Below are 18213 nucleotides of genomic sequence, written 5' to 3'. Positions count from 1 at the left end.
GGCGGTCCGGGCGTCGGCGTCAGGCGTGGTTCACCTCGCCGACGGCGGTGTCGTCGTCGTCGCTCGGCGGGATGGTGCACAGGTGCTCGGCGACCAGGCCGGCCACCAGCAGGACGAGCGCACCCACGATGGTCGCGACGTCCTGCCACACGGAGCCTAGCGAAGGGATCGCACGGCTCAGCAGGTACACCAGGATGCCGCCGGAGGCTCCGAGCAGCAGAGCACCGACGTGGCTGGACGCCTTCGCCAGCACCACGACGCGCATCGCCCGGAACGGATCGATGGGCCGGCGCAGCGTGCCCTTCGTGGCGCGGTGGATCGGGACGGCGAAGCCGAGCACGAGGGCGGCGACCACCATCAGGGTCAGCGGAACCGTCAGCGGCGGGATGAGCACGGGGCGGCCGGCGGCGGCGATCGCGAGGTCGAGGAGGAACCCCGCGACGGCCCCGGCGAGGCCGAGTCCGAGCAGGGTGCTGATGCGGGTGCGCCTCACGGGGTCCTGCTCTCGGGGTCGGCGGTGCTGCCGCGGGCGGAGTCGCGCCCCGGCCAGGTCAGCCCGGCCGGGTGGTCGGTCACGCGGTCGGTCGCCCGTGCGCGCAGCTCGGCCACGGGTCCGGCTCCGGGAAGGACCGCCGCCGGCTCGGCGTCGAGCCAGGGCTCGAGCACGAAGGCCCGCTCGGCCGCCCGCGGGTGCGGGAGGGTCAGGTGCGGGTCGTCGCGGAGCACGCCGCCGACCGCGATCACGTCGATGTCGAGGGTCCGGTCGCCCCAGCGCTCCTCGCCCTCGCCGCGGATCCGGCCGCCGGCCGATTCGATCGCCGCCGTCGCCGCGAGCAGGTCGTCGGGCTCGAGGACGGTCGAGCCGGTCACGACCGCGTTGAGGTACCCGGGCGCGTCCTCGTCGACGCCCTCGGGCTTCCACGCGGGCGACTCGACGACCTTGGACACCGCTTCGATGCGCAGGCCCGGCGTCGTGGCGAGGGCCCGCAGCGCCTCCTCGAGGTGCGCGAGGCGGTCGCCGAGGTTGCTGCCGAGCGCGAGCACGACGTGGCGCACCGGGCGGACGCGCTCCTGCCGCGGCCTCACGAGCGGGTCCTCGTGATCTGCACGGCGACGTCCTCGAAGGGCAGCGGGATCGGCGCGTCCGGCTTGTGGACGGTGATGCGGACGACGTCGGCGGCGGCGAAGCCCAGGGCCACCCGGGCGAGGCGCTCGGCCAGGGTCTCGATGAGGTCGACCGGGTCGCGGGTCACCGCGTCGGCCAGGGCGATCGCGAGCTCGCCGTAGTGCACCGTCTCGGCCAGCGCGTCGCCCTCGGCCGCCGGCGCGGTGTCGAGCCACACCGTCGCGTCGATCACGAAGTCCTGGCCGTTCTCGCGCTCGAAGTCGAAGACGCCGTGGTGCGCGCGCACGCGCAGCCCGGTGAGGGTGATGGAGTCGCGCACGGCGAGGGCGGCGGGGTCGATCGCGGTCACGGGGTCTCCTCCTGGAGTCGGGCGGCGAGGGCCAGGGCGCGGGCGGACGAGCGGACGTCGTGGACCCGGACGCCCCAGGCGCCGTGCCCGGCGGCGACGAGGCTCAGCATGGCGGAGACCTCGTCGCGCTCGGCGGCCGGGGCGCCGGCGGGGGCGAACGGAGCGAGGAACCGCTTGCGCGAGTGGCCGACCAGGACCGGGAAGCCCAGCGAGACGATCGCGTCGAGCCCGGCCAGCAGCGCCCAGTCGTGCGCGCCGACCTTCGCGAAGCCGAGGCCGGGGTCGAGCAGGAGGCGGTCGTCCCGGATCCCGGCCTCACGGGCGGCGTCGACGCGGCGCTCGAGCTCGCCGCGGACGTCCGCCACCACGTCGCCGTAGGACGCGAGAGCGGTCATGCCCGCGCTGTGCCCGCGCCAGTGCATCGCGATGTAGACGGCGCCGCGCTCGGCGACGAGCGGGAGCATCCGCGGATCGGCGAGGCCGCCGGAGACGTCGTTGACGACGACGGCGCCCGCGTCCAGAGCGGCCTCCGCTGTGGCGGCGCTCATCGTGTCGATGCTGACGCGCACCCCCTCCGCGGCGAGGGCGCGGACGACGGGCAGCACGCGGCCCTGCTCGGCGGCGGAGTCGACGCGCGCCGCACCGGGGCGGGTGCTCTCGCCGCCGACGTCGACCAGGTCCGCGCCGAACGCGGCGGGTCCGTCCCCGGCGGGCCGGGTCAGGTCGAGGCCGTGGCGGACGGCGTCGTCGACGGACAGCCAGCGTCCGCCGTCGCTGAACGAGTCCGGAGTGACGTTGAGGATCCCGAGGAGCGCGGCGCGGCCGGTCGGCGTGAGGTCGGCGACGGTGGTGGCCACGTCACTCCCCCCGCGCGGCGCCGATCAGCGCGATGATCTCGGCGCGGGCGGCCGGGTCGGCGAGGGAGCCGCGGGCGGCGACCGTCACGGTCGAGCTCGCGGTCTGGCGCGGCCCGCGCATCCGCACGCAGCCGTGCTCGGCGTCGACCACGACGAGCACTCCCTCGGGAGCGAGGCCCTGCTCGAGCGCGTCGGCGATCTGCTCGGTCATCCGCTCCTGGATCTGCGGTCGCGACGCGACCGTCTCGACCACGCGCGGCAGCCGGCCGAGGCCGACGACCCGATCGCGCGGCCGGTAGGCGATGTGCGCGACGCCGAGGAACGGCAGGAGGTGATGCTCGCAGACGGAGCGGAATGCGAGGTCGCGCACGATCACCGTCTGGTCGAGCGGCGCCTCCTGGCCGCCCTCGACAACCGCGAACGTCTCGGTCAGCTGGGCCGCGGCGTCGTCGTCGAAACCGCCGAAGAACTCCTCGTACGCCTCGGCGAACCGCCGCGGCGTGTCGAGGAGTCCCTCGCGGCCCGGATCGTCCCCGATGGCCGCGAGGATCTCGGCGACGGCCGCCTCGATGCGCGCCTTGTCGACGGGCACGCGCGCGCTACGCCGTCGCGGGGCGCGGGTTGATCAGCGGCGGACGCTTCGGCGCGACCTCGTCCGCACCGGCGGAGGAGACTCCCCCGTCGGTCGCACCCGAGTCGATCGGCGCCTTGGCGACCGGGACCGCGATGGGCGGCAGGTCGGACAGGGGGCGCTTGTCGCTCGAGAGCCACTGCGGGCGCTCGTCGATGCGGCGGACGTCCTTGAAGATCTCGGCCAGCTGGTCGTGGTCGAGCGTCTCCTTCTCGAGCAGCTCCATCGCGAGGCGGTCGAGGATGTCGCGGTTGTCGTTGATGACCTGCCACGCCTCGTCGTGCGCCTGCTCGATGAGCTGGCGCGTCTCGGCGTCGACCGTCTCGGCGATCTGCTCGGAGTAGTCGCGCTGGTGGCCCATGTCGCGGCCGAGGAACATCTCGCCCGACGACTGGCCGAGCTTGACCGCTCCGACGTTCGCGGACATGCCGTAGTCGGTGACCATCTTGCGGGCGATGGAGGTCGCCTTCTCGATGTCGTTCGACGCTCCGGTGGTGGGGTCGTGGAAGACGATCTCCTCCGCGACGCGACCGCCCATCGCGTACGTGAGCTGGTCGAGGAGCTCGTTGCGGGTCGTGGAGTACTTGTCCTCCAGCGGGAGCACCATCGTGTAGCCGAGGGCGCGACCGCGCGGAAGGATCGTGACCTTGGTCACGGGGTCGGTGTGGCGCATCGCCGCCGCCGCCAGAGCGTGTCCGCCCTCGTGGTAGGCGGTGATCAGCTTCTCCTTGTCGCGCATGACCCGCGTGCGGCGCTGCGGCCCCGCGATGACGCGGTCGATCGCCTCGTCGAGCGCACGGTTGTCGATCAGCTGCGCGTTGGAGCGGGCTGTGAGCAGCGCGGCCTCGTTGAGGACGTTGGCCAGGTCGGCGCCGGTGAAGCCCGGGGTCTTGCGGGCGACGACCTCGAGGTCGACTCCCCCGGCGAGCGGCTTGCCGCGGCCGTGGACCTCGAGGATCCGCTTGCGGCCGAGCAGGTCGGGGGCGTCGACGCCGATCTGGCGGTCGAAGCGGCCCGGACGCAGCAGCGCGGGGTCGAGGATGTCGGGGCGGTTCGTCGCCGCGATCAGGATGACGTTCGTCTTGACGTCGAAGCCGTCCATCTCGACCAGCAGCTGGTTGAGGGTCTGCTCGCGCTCGTCGTGACCGCCGCCCATGCCGGCGCCGCGGTGGCGGCCGACGGCGTCGATCTCATCGACGAAGATGATGGCCGGCGAGTTCTCCTTCGCCTGCTGGAACAGGTCGCGGACACGGCTCGCGCCGACGCCGACGAACATCTCGACGAAGTCCGATCCGGAGATGGAGTAGAAGGGGACGCCCGCCTCGCCCGCGACCGCGCGCGCCAGCAGGGTCTTGCCGGTGCCGGGAGGGCCGTAGAGCAGGACGCCCTTCGGGATGCGGGCGCCGACGGCCTGGAACTTCGCGGGCTCCTTGAGGAACTCCTTGATCTCGTGCAGCTCCTCGATCGCCTCGTCGGCGCCGGCGACATCGCCGAACGTGACCTTGGGCGACTCCTTCGAGACGAGCTTCGCCTTCGACTTGCCGAACTGCATGACGCGGTTGCCGCCGCCCTGCATGCCCGAGAGCATCAGCCAGAAGAACGCGCCGATCAGCAGGATGGGGAGCAGGAAGCCGAGAGCCGAGAGGAACCAGTTGGTCTGCGGGACCTCGTCGTTGTAGCCGGTGCTGCCGAGATCGGCCGCGGACACCGCGTCGACGACCTCCGCGCCGCGAGGGGCCACGTAGTAGAACTGCACCTGCGTGCCGTTGTCTCCGTCGGCCTGCTTGAGCGTGAGATCGACGCGCTGCTCGCCGTCCACGATCTTCGCCGAGTCGACCTTGCCGTCCTTCAGGAGGTCGAGACCCTCCTGCGTCGTGACCGGCCGGAAGCCGGACATGGTGATCAGCGAGGAGCCGATCCACACCGCGACGATCGCCAGGACGACGTAGAGGATGGGACCCCGGAAGATGCGCTTCACGTTCATGCTTGTTGCGGGTGCGACACCCGGCGCCTTTCTGACGAGGAGATTGTGCCTGCCAGGCTACCTCCCGCACTCTGAGCGCCGCCCACGCGTTCGCCGTGGGCCGAACGGCCGCGGGCTGTGTGGTCCGGCGGGGATGCGGCGGGCCGCATCCCCGCGCGCGGTCGGCTCCACGAGATGGTGCGTTCCGCAGAGCGGGGTGCGTCGGACTGCCGGGAAACGCTGGCACGCGTTTCCCGGTCCGCGTCCTCTGCGTTGCGGGTGGAGGTCGCGGGGATCGGCGCTTCGGCGGTAGGGACGCGCCGCGAGAGCGCAGGAGTTGTCGCACTCGAGCTCGACAGCGACGACTACTGCGGTCTCGGGGGGGGCGAAGGTGTCCGGGCGGGGCCGCCGCGAGAAGGGGCAGCAGGCGCGGACGGACGGACGGGCCCGCCCGGCTCGGGTCAGGCCGACTCGAGGAGGGGCTCCGGGTCGCGGAGGGCGGGCACGAGGCCGCGGCGGCGGCGGGCGGCGGCCAGCACGGTCACGGCGAGCGCCCCGACCAGCCAGAGCACGAGCACCAGGACCGCGTGCGCGACTCCGATGCTGCCGCCGGCGATCAGCGAGCGGAACGCCTCCACCGTCCAGGTCAGCGGCAGCACTTCGTGGATCGCCTGGAAGAAGGCGGGAGCGGTCTCGACCGGGTAGGTGCCTCCGGCCGAGGACAGCTGCAGCACGATCATCAGCAGCGCCAGGAACCGGCCCGGGGCGTCCAGCAGCGCGATAAGCGCCTGGTTGATCGCCACGAAGGTGAGGCTCGTGAGCACGGCGATCCCGATCAGCCCGGGCAGGTTCGACGCCTCGACGCCCACTCCGAAGCGGATGACGAGCGCGGCCAGGACGCCCTGGGCGACCGCCATCAGCGCGCCGGGCAGGTAGCTGCGCAGTGCGATGACCCAGGCGGGACGGCGCGCGGCGAGGAGGCGGGAGCTGAGCGGGGCGCTCATCAGATAGAAGGCGAGCGCGCCGACCCAGAGCGCGAGCGCCATGAAGTAGGGGGCGAGGCCGTAGCCGTAGGACGGCACGCGGTTCATCCGCTCGGCGTCGATCCCGACCGGGGCGGCCGCGACGGTGCTGAGCTCCTGAGCCTGCTCGCCGGTGTAGGTGGGCACGTCGTCCGCGCCGTCCGAGAGCTTCGTGTCGAGGGTGCGCGATCCCGAGGCGAGCGAGTCGATCCCGTCGGCGAGGTCCTGCGAACCGGTGGCCGCGTCGGCCGAGCCGGTCGCGGCGGTCTCGGCGCCGTCCGCGAGGTCCGAGGCGCCCGTCGCGAGGGCGGCCGTCCCGGAGGCGAGGTCGGAGGCGCCGGCGGCCGCGGAGGCGATGCCGCTGGTGAGCGGGCCGACCGCGCCGGAGAGGGTGTCCACTCCGCCGGCGACCTGCGCGGCTCCGCCGTCGAGGGTCGCAGCTCCCTGGGCGAGGGCCTGCGCACCGGTCTGCAGCTTCTGGGCGCCGTCTGCGGCGGAGGTCGCCCCGGTGGACAGAGCGGCGGTGCCGGTCGCGAGGTCGGCGGCTCCGCCCGAGACCGTGGCGGCACCGGCGGCGAGCGCCGTCAGTCCGCTGCCGTCGTCGCCGACGAGCGCGGTCGCACCGGAGGCGAGCGTCTGCGCGCCCGCGTCCGCCGAGGCGGCTCCGCCCGCGAGAGCGGCCGCACCCTCCTCGAGGGCGGTCAGCTCGGCCACGCGCTGGGCGTCGGACAGCGAGTCGTACCGCGAGAGCAGGGAGGCGAGGCCGGAGTCGACTCCGGTCGCTCCGGTGGCGAGTTGCGGAGTGGCGGTCGCGAGCGCTCCCGCGCCGGTCGCGAGCTGCTGGGCTCCTGCGAGGGCTTTCCCCGCTCCATCGGAGAGGGAGGCGGACCCGGTGGCCAGCGCCTCGGCGCCGGACGCCGCCGAGGCCGCGCCGTCCTTCAGGGTCGACGTCCCCGCGGCGAGGTCGGTGGCGCCCGAGGCGAGCGACGCCGCTCCGCCGTCGAGCTGCTGGGCGCCGTCGGCGACCGTGCGGGCTCCCGTGTCGAGCGCCGCCGCCTGGTCGGGCAGCTGCCCGGTCCCGCTCGCGATCCGCTGGAGTCCCGACGAGAGGTCGGACGCTCCGGAGGCCGCGCTCCCCGTGCCCGAGCGGAGGGAGTCGGCGCCGGTCGCCAGCTGCGCGGTGCCGTCCTGCAGCTGCGCGAGCCCGACGACCAGCTCGGAGGAGCCGGACGCGGCGGTCCCGGCGCCGTCCGCCAGCTGAGCGGCGCCGTCGGCCGCCTGCTCGAGGCTCGAGTGCACATCGGTGAAGCCGAGGTAGACGTTCTCGAGGTAGGTCGCGCCGACCTTCTCCTCCAGCGTCTTCGTCACGGTGGTGCCGATGGTGGAGGCGATGTTGCCGACGATCAGGTTGGCCGCGTCGTTCGTCTCGATCGACAGCTTCGCCTGCACGGCCGCGGCGGGGTCGTCGCCGCCGACCGAGGCGACGTCGGCCGAGAAGCCGGCCGGCACCGTCAGGACGGCGAGGACGTCGCCGGAGGCGAGCTCGCGGGACGCCTCGTCGGCACCGGTCGCCGTCCAGGCGAAGTCCGAGCCGGACGTGTCGGTGGTGAGCTGCTCGGTCAGGTCGTCGCCGAGGGCGAGCGCGGAGCCGTCCGAGGCGGTCGCGCCGGTGTCCTCGTTGACGATCGCGGCGGGCACCGTGTCGAGGTGGTGCGTGGGATCGAGGTTGGCCGAGGTCAGCAGTCCCGCGTAGATCAGCGGGATGAGCGCGATCGCGGCGAAGACGACGACGAGGCGCGGGTTCACGGCGCGCAGGGCACGGCGGAGCGGGGAGGTGGTCATGGTCCTTCTACTTCGTGGAGTGCAGGGCGGCGAGCCGCGGCGAGGCGACTCCGGTGACGAGGAGCTCGGCGATGTCGGCGGAGGCCGAGGCCACGGGACGGCGGGCGTCGCCGTCGAGGAGCCAGCCGACGACCAGCCAGGTGGTGCCGGCGGCGAGGAGGACGGCGAAGCGCTCGACGCGGGCGTGGTCGCCGCCGCCCGATCCGCGCTCGGCGAGGGGCGAGAAGGCGAGGAGCCGCTGCGCGAGGAACGCGACGACCGACTCCTGCACGGCGCGGGCCGTCCCTCCGCTCAGCACGCGGCGGTAGAAGTCGGCGTGCACGAGCAGGCCCTCGAGGAGCCCGCGGACGATGCGGGGGACCGCGCCCTCCCAGTCGGCGGGGGCGGTGCCGGGAGCGACGTCGCCGAACAGCGCGTGCATCCGCTCCACCGCGGCGGCCTCGATCAGGGACGGGACGTCGCCGAAGTGCTGGTAGAACGTGGGGCGGCTGACGCCCGCGGCGCCGCAGAGCTCCGTGATGGAGGGCTGGTCGTCGCCCGGGCGGTCGAGGGCCGTCGTGATCGCGGTGAGCAGGAGCTCGCGCGAGCGGGTGAGCCGCGGATCGGTCACGGGGTCCTTCTTCCCGGCGCGAGGAGCGCCTTCTTTACGTCCGTCAGATAACTTACAACCGTAAAGAAGAGCGCGCAAGCGTCAGGAGGAGGGCGGCTCCGGGAGCAGCGTCGCGATGGCGGACGTGTCGACGATCACCGAGTCGTGCGGAGTCAGTCCCGGGCTCCGCGGCGTCGGCACCGGCAGGCGCACGAGGAGGGCGCCCGGATCCACGCCGAAGCGCCCGGAGCGGGTGCGGCCGACCGGATCCCCGTCCAGCTCGGCGAGCACCGGCTGGTCGAGCTCGAACGAGAACTCGCGGCCGGGCCACTGCCGGAGGGAGGCGAGCCCGTTGCGGTTGCCGGTCGCGACATCCAGCGCGAGGCCGAAGCGCCGACGCAGCAGCACCAGCTCCAGGTCGCCGTCGTCGAGCACCGCGCCCGCGGCCAGCTCGATGTTCGCCACCACGGAGCTGCAGTTGCAGGCCAGCACCATGAAGCAGCGCTGCGGAGGCTCCTCCGCGCCGTCGATCGTGAGGGTCACCTCGAATCCGGCCTTGAACATCGCCGGCGCCCCCGCCGCGAAGTAGGCGCCCCAGCCCACCCGCTTCTTCAGCTCCTCGTCCGTCTTGTCCATGATCTCGGCGTCCAGGCCCACCCCGCCCATCACCATGAACACCCGCTCCTCGCCGTCGTCGAACGCGGCCGTGCCCACGTCGATGGCGCGGTCCTGCCCGAGCAGGGCGATCTCGACCGCCTCGGGCAGCGAGCCGAGCGGGATCCCGAGGTTCCGCGCGAGGAGGTTGCCCGTGCCGCTGGGCAGCAGGCCGTAGGGGACGCCGGTCCCGCGCAGCACCGTGGCGACGGCGCGGACGGTGCCGTCGCCGCCCATCGAGCAGACCAGGTCCGGGCCCGCCTCGAGTGCGGCGCGGGCCGCGGCGGCACCGGAGTCGCCCGGGCTGGTCTCGAACCAGAGCGGCTCGTTCCAGCCGTGGCGGCGCGCGATCGTCGCGACCAGGTCCTCCGCGGCGCCGACGTCGTCGAACTTGCTCGGGTTGATCACGACGGCGACGGTGCGCTTCTCGGGTGCCTTCACCCCGTCAGTCTGACGGCACCGGCGACCGGTCCAGTCGCGCTGACGCCTCCAGGGCGAGCACGGCGCCGATCTCGGCCGAGAGCGTGGCGGGCAGCGACGGAGGCGCGTCCCAGCGGGGCCCGGCCAGCAGCACGCCGCGGCGGACGCTCGAGCTCTGCAGCGCGGCGACGCTGCCGGCGACGAAGCCGCGGAGGCGGGCGGCCACCGCGGGCGCGACTCCGCTCGTCGTGGCGAGGTCGACGAGGTGCCGGTAGGCGATGCCGCCGAACAGGGCGCCGTCCCCCGATCCCTGGTCGACGAAGACGCCGTCGGGGGCGAGCCGGTCCAGCAGGTCCTCGGCCGTGCGGGAGGCGTGGGCCACCAGGCGGGGGTCGGGCCGCAGGCGGTGCAGGGCGAGCGCCGCGCCGATGTAGACGGCGTGGTTGTAGCTGAATGCCCAGTCGTCGCGGGCAGAGCCGCCCTCGCGGCCGATGCCGTCGGCGACGAAGCCGGTGTCGTCGTCGCGGAGGCGCACGTGCATCCAGTCGAGGGCGGCGCGCGAGAGCTCCTCCCGGCCGTCCGGCCGCAGCCGCTCCAGGCGCGCGCCGAGGATCGCGAACGGGCCGTTCGCGGGCGCGTTCTTGTAGTCCAGCTGCCGGCGGCGCCAGGCGAGGCTCGCACCGTGGCGGAGGTTCCAGCCCTTCGCGACGGCGAAGCGCCAGAGGCGGTCGGCCCGGTCGAGGAACCGCGGGTCGCCCGAGGCCTCCCCGAGGCGGGCGAGCGCGCCGCCGAGCCACATCATGTCGTCGAAGTAGCCGTTCACCAGGCGCCCGCCGTTGCGGAGCCGGATCGCGCGGTGGATCCGCCGGGCACGCTCCAGGTGCGCCTCGTCGCCCGTGCGCGCGAAGGCGTCGACGGCCGCGTCGATCGCGTGCGCGAGCCACCAGTAGTTGAACTCGAGGTCGGCCCGCAGCGAGGTCGGGTAGCTCATGTGATAGCCCAGCAGCGGCACCGCGAAGAGCCGCTCGAGGCTCTCCTGCGCGGTGTCCGCGGGGCTACTCGTAGACGTGCGGGGCGAGGACGGCGACATCGCGGAGGTTGCGGTAGCGCTCGGCGTAGTCGAGCCCGTACCCGATCACGAACTCGTTCGGGATGTCGAAGCCGACGTAGGCCACGTCGACCTCGACCTTGGCGGCCGCGGGCTTGCGGAACAGCGCGCAGATCTCGACGGACTCGGCGCCGCGGCTGCGGAGGTTGCCCTGCAGCCACGAGAGCGTGAGGCCGGAGTCGATGATGTCCTCGACGATCAGCACCTTGCGGTTCGTGATGTCGGAGTCGAGGTCCTTCAGGATCCGCACGACGCCGGAGGACTTGGTGCCGCTCCCGTAGGACGAGACGGCCATCCAGTCCATGACGATGTCGAGCTTGAGCTCGCGGGCCAGATCGGCCATCACCATCACGGCGCCGCGCAGCACCCCGACGATGAGCAGGTTCTCGCCCGCGTAGTCGCGCTCGATGGCGCGGGCCAGGTCGCGGATCCGCTCGTGGATCTCGGCCTCGGTGTAGAGGACCTCGGTGATGTCGTCGGCGATGTCGGCTGCTTCCACCCGGCCACTCTACGGGTGCCCGGCCCCCGTCTCCCCTCCGCGAGACTCCGCTCTCGTACACCTCCGTCGGCGAGTCGCGTGCCGGAGCGGCGTCTCGCGGGGAGGGGCCGGGCGTCTCGCGGGGACCGGCGTCGCGGGGACGGGGTCAGGGGGCCGCGGGTGCGAAGACGAGGGTGGTGCCGCGGCGGGTGGCGAGGACGCCGGGGAGGTCGACGCCCTTCTGGCCGTGCCAGTCGGTGACCAGCGCGGCGACCGCCAGCGTCTGCGAGCGCGAGAGCGCGACTCCGAACTCGTTCGCCACGACTAGGCGGATGATCCGCTGCCGCAGCGCCGGCGGGTCCACGGCGAGCCCGCGCGCGTCGACCGTGACGTGCCCCGCCTCGTCCTGGCCCACCAGCTCGAGCGCCCAGTCGAGGGCGAGCGCGTCGAGCGCGTCCCCGTCCTCCCGCAGCTGCTCGGCCGTGCGCGCCAGGGCCTGCGCCACTCCCGGCCCGAGCTCGTCCTCCAGCACGGGCAGCACGCGGTTCCGCACCCGGACCCGCGAGTAGCGGGGGTCGTCGTTGTGCGGGTCGTCCCACGGCACGAGCCCCTGGTCGGAGCAGGCGAGGCGGGTCGTCTCGCGCCGCAGGCCCAGAATCGGCCGACGCAGCGGCCCACTGACCGGCGCCATCCCGTGCAGCGAGGCCGCACCGGCTCCTCGTGCCAGGCCCAGCAGCACCGTCTCGGCCTGGTCGTCGAGGGTGTGGCCCAGGAGGATCGCGGCGGCGCCCGTCGCGGTCAGCGCGTCGTCGAAGGCGCGGTAGCGCGCGCTGCGGGCGGCCGCCTCCGGACCGCCCTCGGCGGACACCGTCACCACCTCGCGCAGCACCGGCGCGAGCCCCAGCCCGTGCGCCTGCTCCGCGGCCCGCCGCGCGACCTCCGCAGACGCCTCCTGCAGCCCGTGATCGACGATCACCGCGCCGGCCCGCCTCCCGCCCCGCGGGGCCTCGAAGGCGACCGCCGCCGCGAGCGCGAGCGAGTCCGCTCCCCCGCTCAGCGCGACCAGCACGAGCGCTCCGGGGTCGAGCCCGTCGAGGCTCTCGCGCACCGCCCGCCGCAGATCGGCGACGGCGGGGGTCAGGCGGGGGCGATCGGGCACATCAAGTAACGTAATGCCAGCGATCCGCCCCTCCCGCGCGCGCACCCGCGCGAGCGTTCCGGAGGCCGATCCGTCCGCCGATGCGCCGCTCACGGCGCCACCGACTCAAGGAGAGAGCATGGCCGCATACGACGTCGTCGTCGAGATCCCCAAGGGGAGCCGCAACAAGTACGAGGTCGACCACGAGACCGGTCGCGTCTACCTCGACCGCGTGCTCTTCACCTCCTTCGTCTACCCGACGGACTACGGGTACTTCGAGAACACCCTCGGCCTCGACGGCGACCCCGTCGACGCGCTGGTGCTGCTCGAGTACCCCGTCTTCCCGGGCGTGGGCGTCTCCGTCCGCCCGGTCGGCGTGCTCAACATGAGCGACGAGGCCGGCTCCGACGCGAAGGTGATCGTCGTCCCCGCGAAGGACCCGCGCTGGCAGCACATCCAGGACATCGGCGACGTCCCGGAGCAGACGAAGAACGAGATCAAGCACTTCTTCGAGCGCTACAAGGACCTCGAGCCCGGCAAGTGGGTCAAGGTCGACGCGTGGGGCGACGCCGCCGAGGCGGAGCAGATCGTCCAGGACGGCATCAAGAAGCTGGCCGAAGAGGGTCACTGACCCCTCGCATCAACGAAGGAACCCCCTCCCGTCGTCTCGACAGGAGGGGGTTCTCTCGTTGTGCTGTGCGGCCGCGGCTCAGGCGGCCGGGCGGCCGACCATGCCGGCGGGCGTGCCCCAGGTGTTCCAGATGCGCACGGGCTTGCCGTAGTCGGCGGCCTCGATGATCTGGTTGTTCCCGAGGTAGATGGCCACGTGGTAGTAGTCCCCGCCGCCGCCCCAGAAGATCAGGTCGCCGCGCTGGCGCTGGCTGTAGGGGACGAGCTTGCCGGCGCCGGCCATGGTGTTGTACTGGTTCGTCGCCGAGTGGGTGCCGATGTAGATGCCCGAGGACGCGTACGAGGCCTTGGTGAGGCCCGAGCAGTCCCACTGGTCCGGGCCCATGCCGCCGAGGACGTACTCCTCGCCGAGCTGAGCCATCGCGTACGAGATCGCGTTCTCGACGGCGCCGCTGGTCGGCACCAGGACCGGAGCGGTCACCGGCTGCGGGAGCGGCTGAGCCGCCGGCTGGGCGACCGGCTGAGCAGCGGGCTGGGCCGGAGCAGGAGCGGGCTGCTGCTGCGCGGGCTGCGGCGCGGCGGGCTGCGGGAGGGACGCGGTCTGACGCGACGGGGCGGCGGTGTCGGCCTGCGCCGAGGACTGCTGCTGGGCGGAGCGGGCGGTGGACCGCGCCTGAGCGGCGGCCTCCGCCTCGGCCTGCGCCTGAGCGGCGGCCTCGTCGGCCTGGCGCTTCTGCTCGCCCGCGAGGTACTGGGTCTCGGCCTCGACCGAGGAGTCCTTCAGCAGCGCGAGCTGGGCGACCAGCTCCTGCGACTTCTCCTCCTGCGCCGAGAGCGACGCGCGGGCCGACTCGGCGGCGGCGTCGGCGTCCTTGCGGGCGGCGTCGGCCTCGTCCGAGAGCGCCTGGTGCTCGGTGACAGCGCGGTCGGCCTGGTCGCCGAGCGACTCCGCGTTCTGCTTGTCGGCGAGGGCGTCGGCGTAGACCTTCTGCGACTGCTCCGAGAGCTGCGACATCGCGCCGAGCTGGTAGAGCAGGTCGCCCGCGTCCTTGCCCTTGGCCACGAGGCTGGCGGAGAGGTCGCCACCGGCGGCGCGAGAGAGGTGCGCGGCCAGCAGGCCGGCGCGCATCTTCGAGGTCTGGGCCTTGGCGGAGGCGGTGGTCGCCTTCTCCTCGAGGTCGGCGACGGCCTTCGCAGCGGCGTCGAGCGCCTCCTTGGCCTGGCGCCAGGCCTCGGCCTTCTTCATCGCGGTGATCGACTTCTCGTCGACCGCGGTCTGCAGGCTCGCGATGAGGCCGGCGATCGAGTCGATCTCGGCCTGCTTGCTCGCCTCGTTCTTCTTGGCGTTCTGCACGTCGTCCCACGAGGGGTACTTCGCGTCGTCGGCGAGGGCCGGGGTGATGCCGAGGGACGCGGTGACCGCCGTGACCGCGAAGGCGGCGGAGATGACGAGCGGGAGGCGGCCCTTCCAGGCGCGCTCCCGGGGTGCCGGGGTGAAGGTGCGTGCGGTCGTCTGTGCGTCAGCCAAGGGTGACTCCTCGTTGGGCCATGAAAGGTTGGGCGTCGACGGCGGAGCCGTTGACGCGGGTCTCGAAGTGCAGGTGGCAGCCGGTGGAGGCGCCGGTCGAGCCGACGGCGGCGATCTGCTCGCCCGCCTGGACCTGCTGGCCGACGCGGACGAAGATCCCGCCGGACATGATGTGGGCGTAGCCGGTGCTGATGCCGCTGCCGTGGTCGATCAGAACCCAGTTGCCGTAGGTGCCGTTGGGGCCCGCGTAGGAGACGGTGCCGCTGTGCGCCGCGAAGATCGGGATGCCGCAGCCGCCCGCGAGGTCGGTGCCGCGATGGTACGAGCCGGAGGATCCTCCGCCGGTCGAGATGCTGTCGCGCGGGCCGAAGGTGCCGGTGATGCGGCCTCCGGCAGGGCGGACCCAGCCGGAGTCGCTGACGGCGCTGGAGCCGCCGCCGCCCGAGGGGGCGACGTACCCGCCACCGCCACCGCTGCCGCCGCTGGATGCGGCTGCGGCCCGAGCGGCCTCGCGGCGCGCGGCCTCGGCCTGGGCGGCGGCCTGACGGGCGGCCTCCTCCTCGGCGAGCTTCCGGAGGCGCTCGGCCTCGCGGGCGGCGACGCCGGCCTCGTACTCGGCCACGGTCTTCGACTCGGTGTCGCGGAGCGCGGCGAGCTGCTGCTCGAGCACGACGCTCTGCTCCTGCTGCTCGGCGAGCGCGGCCTCGGACGCCTCCTGAGCGGCGGTCGCCTCGGCCAGCTTCTGCTCGGCGGCGACGCGGAGGCGCTCGCGCTCCGTCTGCGCGACCTCGGCCTGGTCGGCGAGGGACGACGCGGTGTTCCGGGCGGTGCTGGCCTGCTCGTAGATCGCGGAGGAGCGCTCGACCAGCTTGGTCATGCTCCCGATCTTCGACAGCAGCTGGTCGGCCTGGCCGGCCTTCTGGTCGAGGAAGATGTTGACGGACAGGTCGGTGCCGGTGCTGCGGTAGAGCTGCGCGGCGAGCAGGCCCGCCTGCTGCGAGGCCTTGTCGGCCTCCTCGGCGCTGGCGGCGGCACGGTCCTCGAGCTTCTTCGACTGGTCCGAGGCCTCGTCGAACGCCTGCTGAGCGGCGAAGTGCTCGTCGCCGCGCTGCTGCGCGAGCTGCTGGGCGGAGGCGACCTCGCTCTGGAGGTCGCCGATCAGGGACGTGATCCGGTCGACCTGAGCGGCCGCGGCGGCGGTGTCGCCCTTCGCCGCCTCGACGTCGGCCCACGACGGGTACTCGACCGCCTGGGCGGGAGTGGCGACGAGCAGGCCGGCGACGAGCGCGACGACGGCGGAGGCCAGGGCAGCACCTCGGAGTCGCCCGAGTCGCGGCGCGCCGGGGAGGCGGGCGGGACGCGGACGGCGCAGGGAGTGGGGCATGGGACCTCGGGGATAGGGGGCCCTCCCTCCGCGGCGGTGCGGCTCCGGCGCGCGGGTGGGGGGAAGAGCGATTCCGCCCCACCCTAACCGCGGCCCTGCCCGATCTCCTAGACCCGGGTCAACCCCGGACGGGGTGCACGCCGCCTGCGGAACCGTCGATTTTGCATCCTGCGCCGCGGCCCCCTATGCTTGCGTGTCGGTAGTCATGGGGGGTCGGCCGCAGGGTCGCCCCGCGAGTCTCCGGCCCCATCGTTTAGTGGCCTAGGACACCGCCCTTTCACGGCGGCAGCACGGGTTCGAATCCCGTTGGGGTCACGGATGGGTCGGTACTACCAGCACCACCAGAAGTACCAGCACCACCGGAAAGTGCATCGGCTCGCGAGGGTCGGGGCGTGAAAATAGAACAGCCTCGAAGGCAGTATGCTTGTCTTCGCAACGAGGCCCTGTAGCGCAGTTGGTTAGCGTGCCGCCCTGTCACGGCGGAGGTCGCGGGTTCAAGTCCCGTCAGGGTCGCAAAGAGGCCCTTCCGAGAGGAAGGGCCTTTTTCAGGAGATCACCTCTCCAGCGACATCACGTCGCAACGGCTCTGTAGCTCAGTTGGTAGAGCGCACGACTGAAAATCGTGAGGTCACGGGATCGACGCCCGTCGGAGCCACTGGAACCCTCGCCTAGCTTCTACATGGCGGGGGTTTCTTCGTACCCGGAGGTTCCCGCCGCCGCGATCCGCCGCACATCCCTCCCGTTCCGGCCCGCGCCGAGCAGTGACTGCAGCCCGGATCCCGTCCAGGCGGTCTGCGTAGGCTGGCCCGGCCATGCAACCCGACGCCTTCCCGCCGCCCGATCCCGCGACGCTCGCGCCCGACTCCGCTGCGGCGCCCTCGTGGCCGGTCGAGCCCCTCCCCTCGGTCCACGCGCCCTACTCCTCTCTCCTCTACCTGCCCGATCCTCGGGTCCGCTGGGGCCTGCCGACCGCCGTGCTCACGATCGTCGGGATCGTCCTGCCGCTGGCCGTGCTCATCCTGCTGTTCGGGTTCGGCGTGCTCCCCTACTCCGCCGGACTCGCCTTCGCGGGGGCGCTCGCGAGCTATCTCGTCGCGCTGATCGTCCCGTTCGCGGCGTCTCGGCTGCGCGGGCTGGGCACGATGGCGGCCGACTTCGGACTGCGGTTCCGCTGGATCGACGTGCCCATCGGGATCGGGCTCGGCATCGCGGTGCGCGTCGTGATCCTGTTCGTGCTCGCCGCGTTCGCTCCGCTCCTCCAGGACGCGCAGGGGAACCTCGACATCGACCCCGATCCGCTGTGGTTCGTGCTGAGCTCGGTCCTCATCCCCGTCGTCGTCGCGCCGCTGGTCGAGGAGGTCCTCTGCCGCGGCGTCGTGATGCGCGCGGTGCGGAACCGGATGCTCCGGGGCTCCGCGGAGTCGGCGCCGCCCACCCGCGGCCGCCGCGTCTGGGCGATGGTGTTCAGCATCCTGACGTCCACGGCGGTCTTCGCCCTGCTGCACGGGCACCAGATGGTAAACCCGGCGACGATCGTGACGCTCGGCGTGACGACGGTCACCGCGGGACTCGCGCACGGCTGGATCGCGACGATCACCGGGCGGCTCGGAGCGGCGATCGTCTCGCACGCGACGCTGAACGGCTCCGCGGTGCTGCTGCTGGCGCTGCTGCCGCTGCTGACTCCGTAAGGGGGGATCTCGAGACGCCCGCTGCGCGGGCTGCTCGATCGGCAGGAGTCGGAGCGGCCCGATCGGCGGCGTGGGGCGGCCCGTCAGACGTCGTAGGTGCGCGCCCCGGGCAGCGGGCCGCGGACCTGGCGGTGGAGGCGCTCCATGTCGGCGTCGAGGGTGGCGGCGGTGCGGGCCGCGTCGGCGAGGCCGTCGAGGAGCTCCTGCGGGACCTGGCGGTCGTACTTGTAGTAGATCTTGTGCTCCAGGCTCGCCCAGAAGTCCATCGCGATGGTCCGGAACTGCACCTCGACGCAGACGTCGACCGATCCGCCGGAGAGGAACACCGGCACCTCGACGATCGCGTGCAGGCTCTTGTAGCCGTTCTCCTTCGGCTCGGCGATGTAGTCCTTCACCTCGAGCACCGTCACGTCGGACTGCGAGGTGAGCAGGTCGAAGACGCGGTAGACGTCCGAGACGAAGCTGCAGGTGATCCGCACGCCGGCGATGTCGGTGATCGCGTCGGCGATGCCCTCGAAGGTCGTCTCGCAGCCCTTGCGCTCGATCTTCTCGATCAGGCTGTCGGCCGACTTGAGCCGGCTGGTGACGTGCTCGATCGGGTTGTACTCCTGCAGCTCGCGGAACTCCTCCTGCAGGATCGACACCTTCGTGACGATCTCGTCCATCCCGAACTTGTACTGGAGCATGAAGCGCGCGAAGTCGTCGCGCAGAGCGCGGATCTCGGCGACGGTGGTGGCGTCGAGCGCCTCGGCGACGGCGTCCGTCAGCGGAGGGACGGCGTGCGCGGGTTCGGGGATGCGGGATTC

The 18213-nt window shown here is 73.1% G+C and carries 17 protein-coding genes and 3 tRNA genes; 5 read left to right on the top strand and 15 right to left on the bottom strand.

Going from position 1 to position 18213, the window contains the following annotated elements; all coding sequences use genetic code 11:
- Positions 1-19 precede the first annotated feature (19 nt).
- From C5D66_RS10460 to tilS, 12 genes are all read right to left on the bottom strand, one after another.
- Positions 20-493 (bottom strand): DUF3180 domain-containing protein, encoded by a 474-nt coding sequence (locus tag C5D66_RS10460; protein ID WP_104255534.1) that lies wholly within the window; start codon positions 491-493, stop codon positions 20-22.
- Entirely contained in the window at positions 490-1086 is a 597-nt protein-coding gene (gene folK / locus C5D66_RS10455) for a 2-amino-4-hydroxy-6-hydroxymethyldihydropteridine diphosphokinase (protein ID WP_104255533.1), read from the bottom strand. The genes C5D66_RS10460 and folK overlap by 4 nt, the downstream gene beginning before the upstream one ends.
- Positions 1083-1475 carry a dihydroneopterin aldolase gene (folB, locus tag C5D66_RS10450; RefSeq protein ID WP_104347803.1) on the bottom strand — a complete coding sequence of 131 codons (393 nt, stop codon included), beginning with the start codon at positions 1473-1475 and terminating at the stop codon, positions 1083-1085. The genes folK and folB overlap by 4 nt, the downstream gene beginning before the upstream one ends.
- Positions 1472-2332, bottom strand: coding sequence for a dihydropteroate synthase (folP, locus tag C5D66_RS10445; RefSeq protein ID WP_104238405.1), 861 nt, complete (start codon positions 2330-2332; stop codon positions 1472-1474). The genes folB and folP overlap by 4 nt, the downstream gene beginning before the upstream one ends.
- 1 nt (position 2333) lies before the next feature.
- Positions 2334-2924, bottom strand: coding sequence for a GTP cyclohydrolase I FolE (folE, locus tag C5D66_RS10440; RefSeq protein ID WP_104255532.1), 591 nt, complete (start codon positions 2922-2924; stop codon positions 2334-2336).
- A gap of 7 nt (positions 2925-2931) precedes the next feature.
- Entirely contained in the window at positions 2932-4947 is a 2016-nt protein-coding gene (gene ftsH / locus C5D66_RS10435) for an ATP-dependent zinc metalloprotease FtsH (protein WP_104224104.1), read from the bottom strand.
- A gap of 440 nt (positions 4948-5387) precedes the next feature.
- Complete coding sequence (locus C5D66_RS10430) at positions 5388-7790, bottom strand: YhgE/Pip domain-containing protein (RefSeq protein ID WP_104255531.1); 2403 nt, start codon at positions 7788-7790, stop codon at positions 5388-5390.
- Positions 7791-7797: 7 nt separating this feature from the next.
- Complete coding sequence (locus C5D66_RS10425; protein WP_104226013.1) at positions 7798-8400, bottom strand: TetR/AcrR family transcriptional regulator; 603 nt, start codon at positions 8398-8400, stop codon at positions 7798-7800.
- Between the two features lie 81 nt (positions 8401-8481).
- On the bottom strand, positions 8482-9474 hold the full coding sequence (locus C5D66_RS10420) for a diacylglycerol kinase family protein (protein ID WP_104234307.1): 993 nt from the start codon (positions 9472-9474) through the stop codon (positions 8482-8484).
- Between the two features lie 4 nt (positions 9475-9478).
- A complete protein-coding gene (locus C5D66_RS10415) occupies positions 9479-10444 on the bottom strand; it encodes a glycoside hydrolase family 76 protein (RefSeq protein WP_181067947.1) in 966 nt (321 codons plus the stop codon).
- A 64-nt stretch (positions 10445-10508) separates the two neighbouring features.
- Positions 10509-11060, bottom strand: a complete 552-nt coding sequence (hpt, locus tag C5D66_RS10410; protein ID WP_104224109.1) for a hypoxanthine phosphoribosyltransferase — start codon at positions 11058-11060, stop codon at positions 10509-10511.
- Positions 11061-11205: 145 nt separating this feature from the next.
- Complete coding sequence (gene tilS / locus C5D66_RS10405) at positions 11206-12198, bottom strand: tRNA lysidine(34) synthetase TilS (protein WP_104255529.1); 993 nt, start codon at positions 12196-12198, stop codon at positions 11206-11208.
- Between the two features lie 118 nt (positions 12199-12316).
- Between tilS and ppa the strand changes: the two genes are divergently transcribed.
- The gene (gene ppa, locus C5D66_RS10400; RefSeq protein ID WP_068255683.1) at positions 12317-12808 is read left to right on the top strand and encodes an inorganic diphosphatase; all 492 of its coding nucleotides are present in this window, start codon (positions 12317-12319) and stop codon (positions 12806-12808) included.
- Between the two features lie 78 nt (positions 12809-12886).
- On the opposite strand, the gene C5D66_RS10395 is transcribed toward ppa, so the two are convergent.
- On the bottom strand, positions 12887-14335 hold the full coding sequence (locus C5D66_RS10395; protein WP_258063970.1) for a C40 family peptidase: 1449 nt from the start codon (positions 14333-14335) through the stop codon (positions 12887-12889).
- Complete coding sequence (locus C5D66_RS10390) at positions 14328-15719, bottom strand: peptidoglycan DD-metalloendopeptidase family protein (protein WP_104255528.1); 1392 nt, start codon at positions 15717-15719, stop codon at positions 14328-14330. Before C5D66_RS10390 ends, C5D66_RS10395 begins: the two co-directional genes overlap by 8 nt.
- Before the next feature lie 242 nt (positions 15720-15961).
- Between C5D66_RS10390 and C5D66_RS10385 the strand changes: the two genes are divergently transcribed.
- From C5D66_RS10385 to C5D66_RS10370, 4 genes are all read left to right on the top strand, one after another.
- Positions 15962-16034: transfer RNA gene (locus tag C5D66_RS10385), tRNA-Glu, on the top strand.
- Positions 16035-16158: 124 nt separating this feature from the next.
- Positions 16159-16232 (top strand) — tRNA-Asp (locus C5D66_RS10380).
- Between the two features lie 69 nt (positions 16233-16301).
- Positions 16302-16374: transfer RNA gene (locus C5D66_RS10375), tRNA-Phe, on the top strand.
- Positions 16375-16531: 157 nt separating this feature from the next.
- Positions 16532-17407, top strand: a complete 876-nt coding sequence (locus C5D66_RS10370) for a CPBP family intramembrane glutamic endopeptidase (RefSeq protein ID WP_104255527.1) — start codon at positions 16532-16534, stop codon at positions 17405-17407.
- An 83-nt stretch (positions 17408-17490) separates the two neighbouring features.
- Here the strand turns inward: C5D66_RS10370 and C5D66_RS10365 are convergent, their stop codons facing one another.
- Positions 17491-18093, bottom strand: a complete 603-nt coding sequence (locus C5D66_RS10365; RefSeq protein WP_104234325.1) for a GTP pyrophosphokinase family protein — start codon at positions 18091-18093, stop codon at positions 17491-17493.
- Positions 18094-18213: the final 120 nt, after the last annotated feature.

Source organism: Rathayibacter sp. AY1B4, from assembly GCF_002932815.1.
Lineage (GTDB): Bacteria > Actinomycetota > Actinomycetes > Actinomycetales > Microbacteriaceae > Rathayibacter.
Note: the sequence above shows the minus strand (reverse complement) of the source record. Positions and strands in the feature narration are given on the sequence as shown.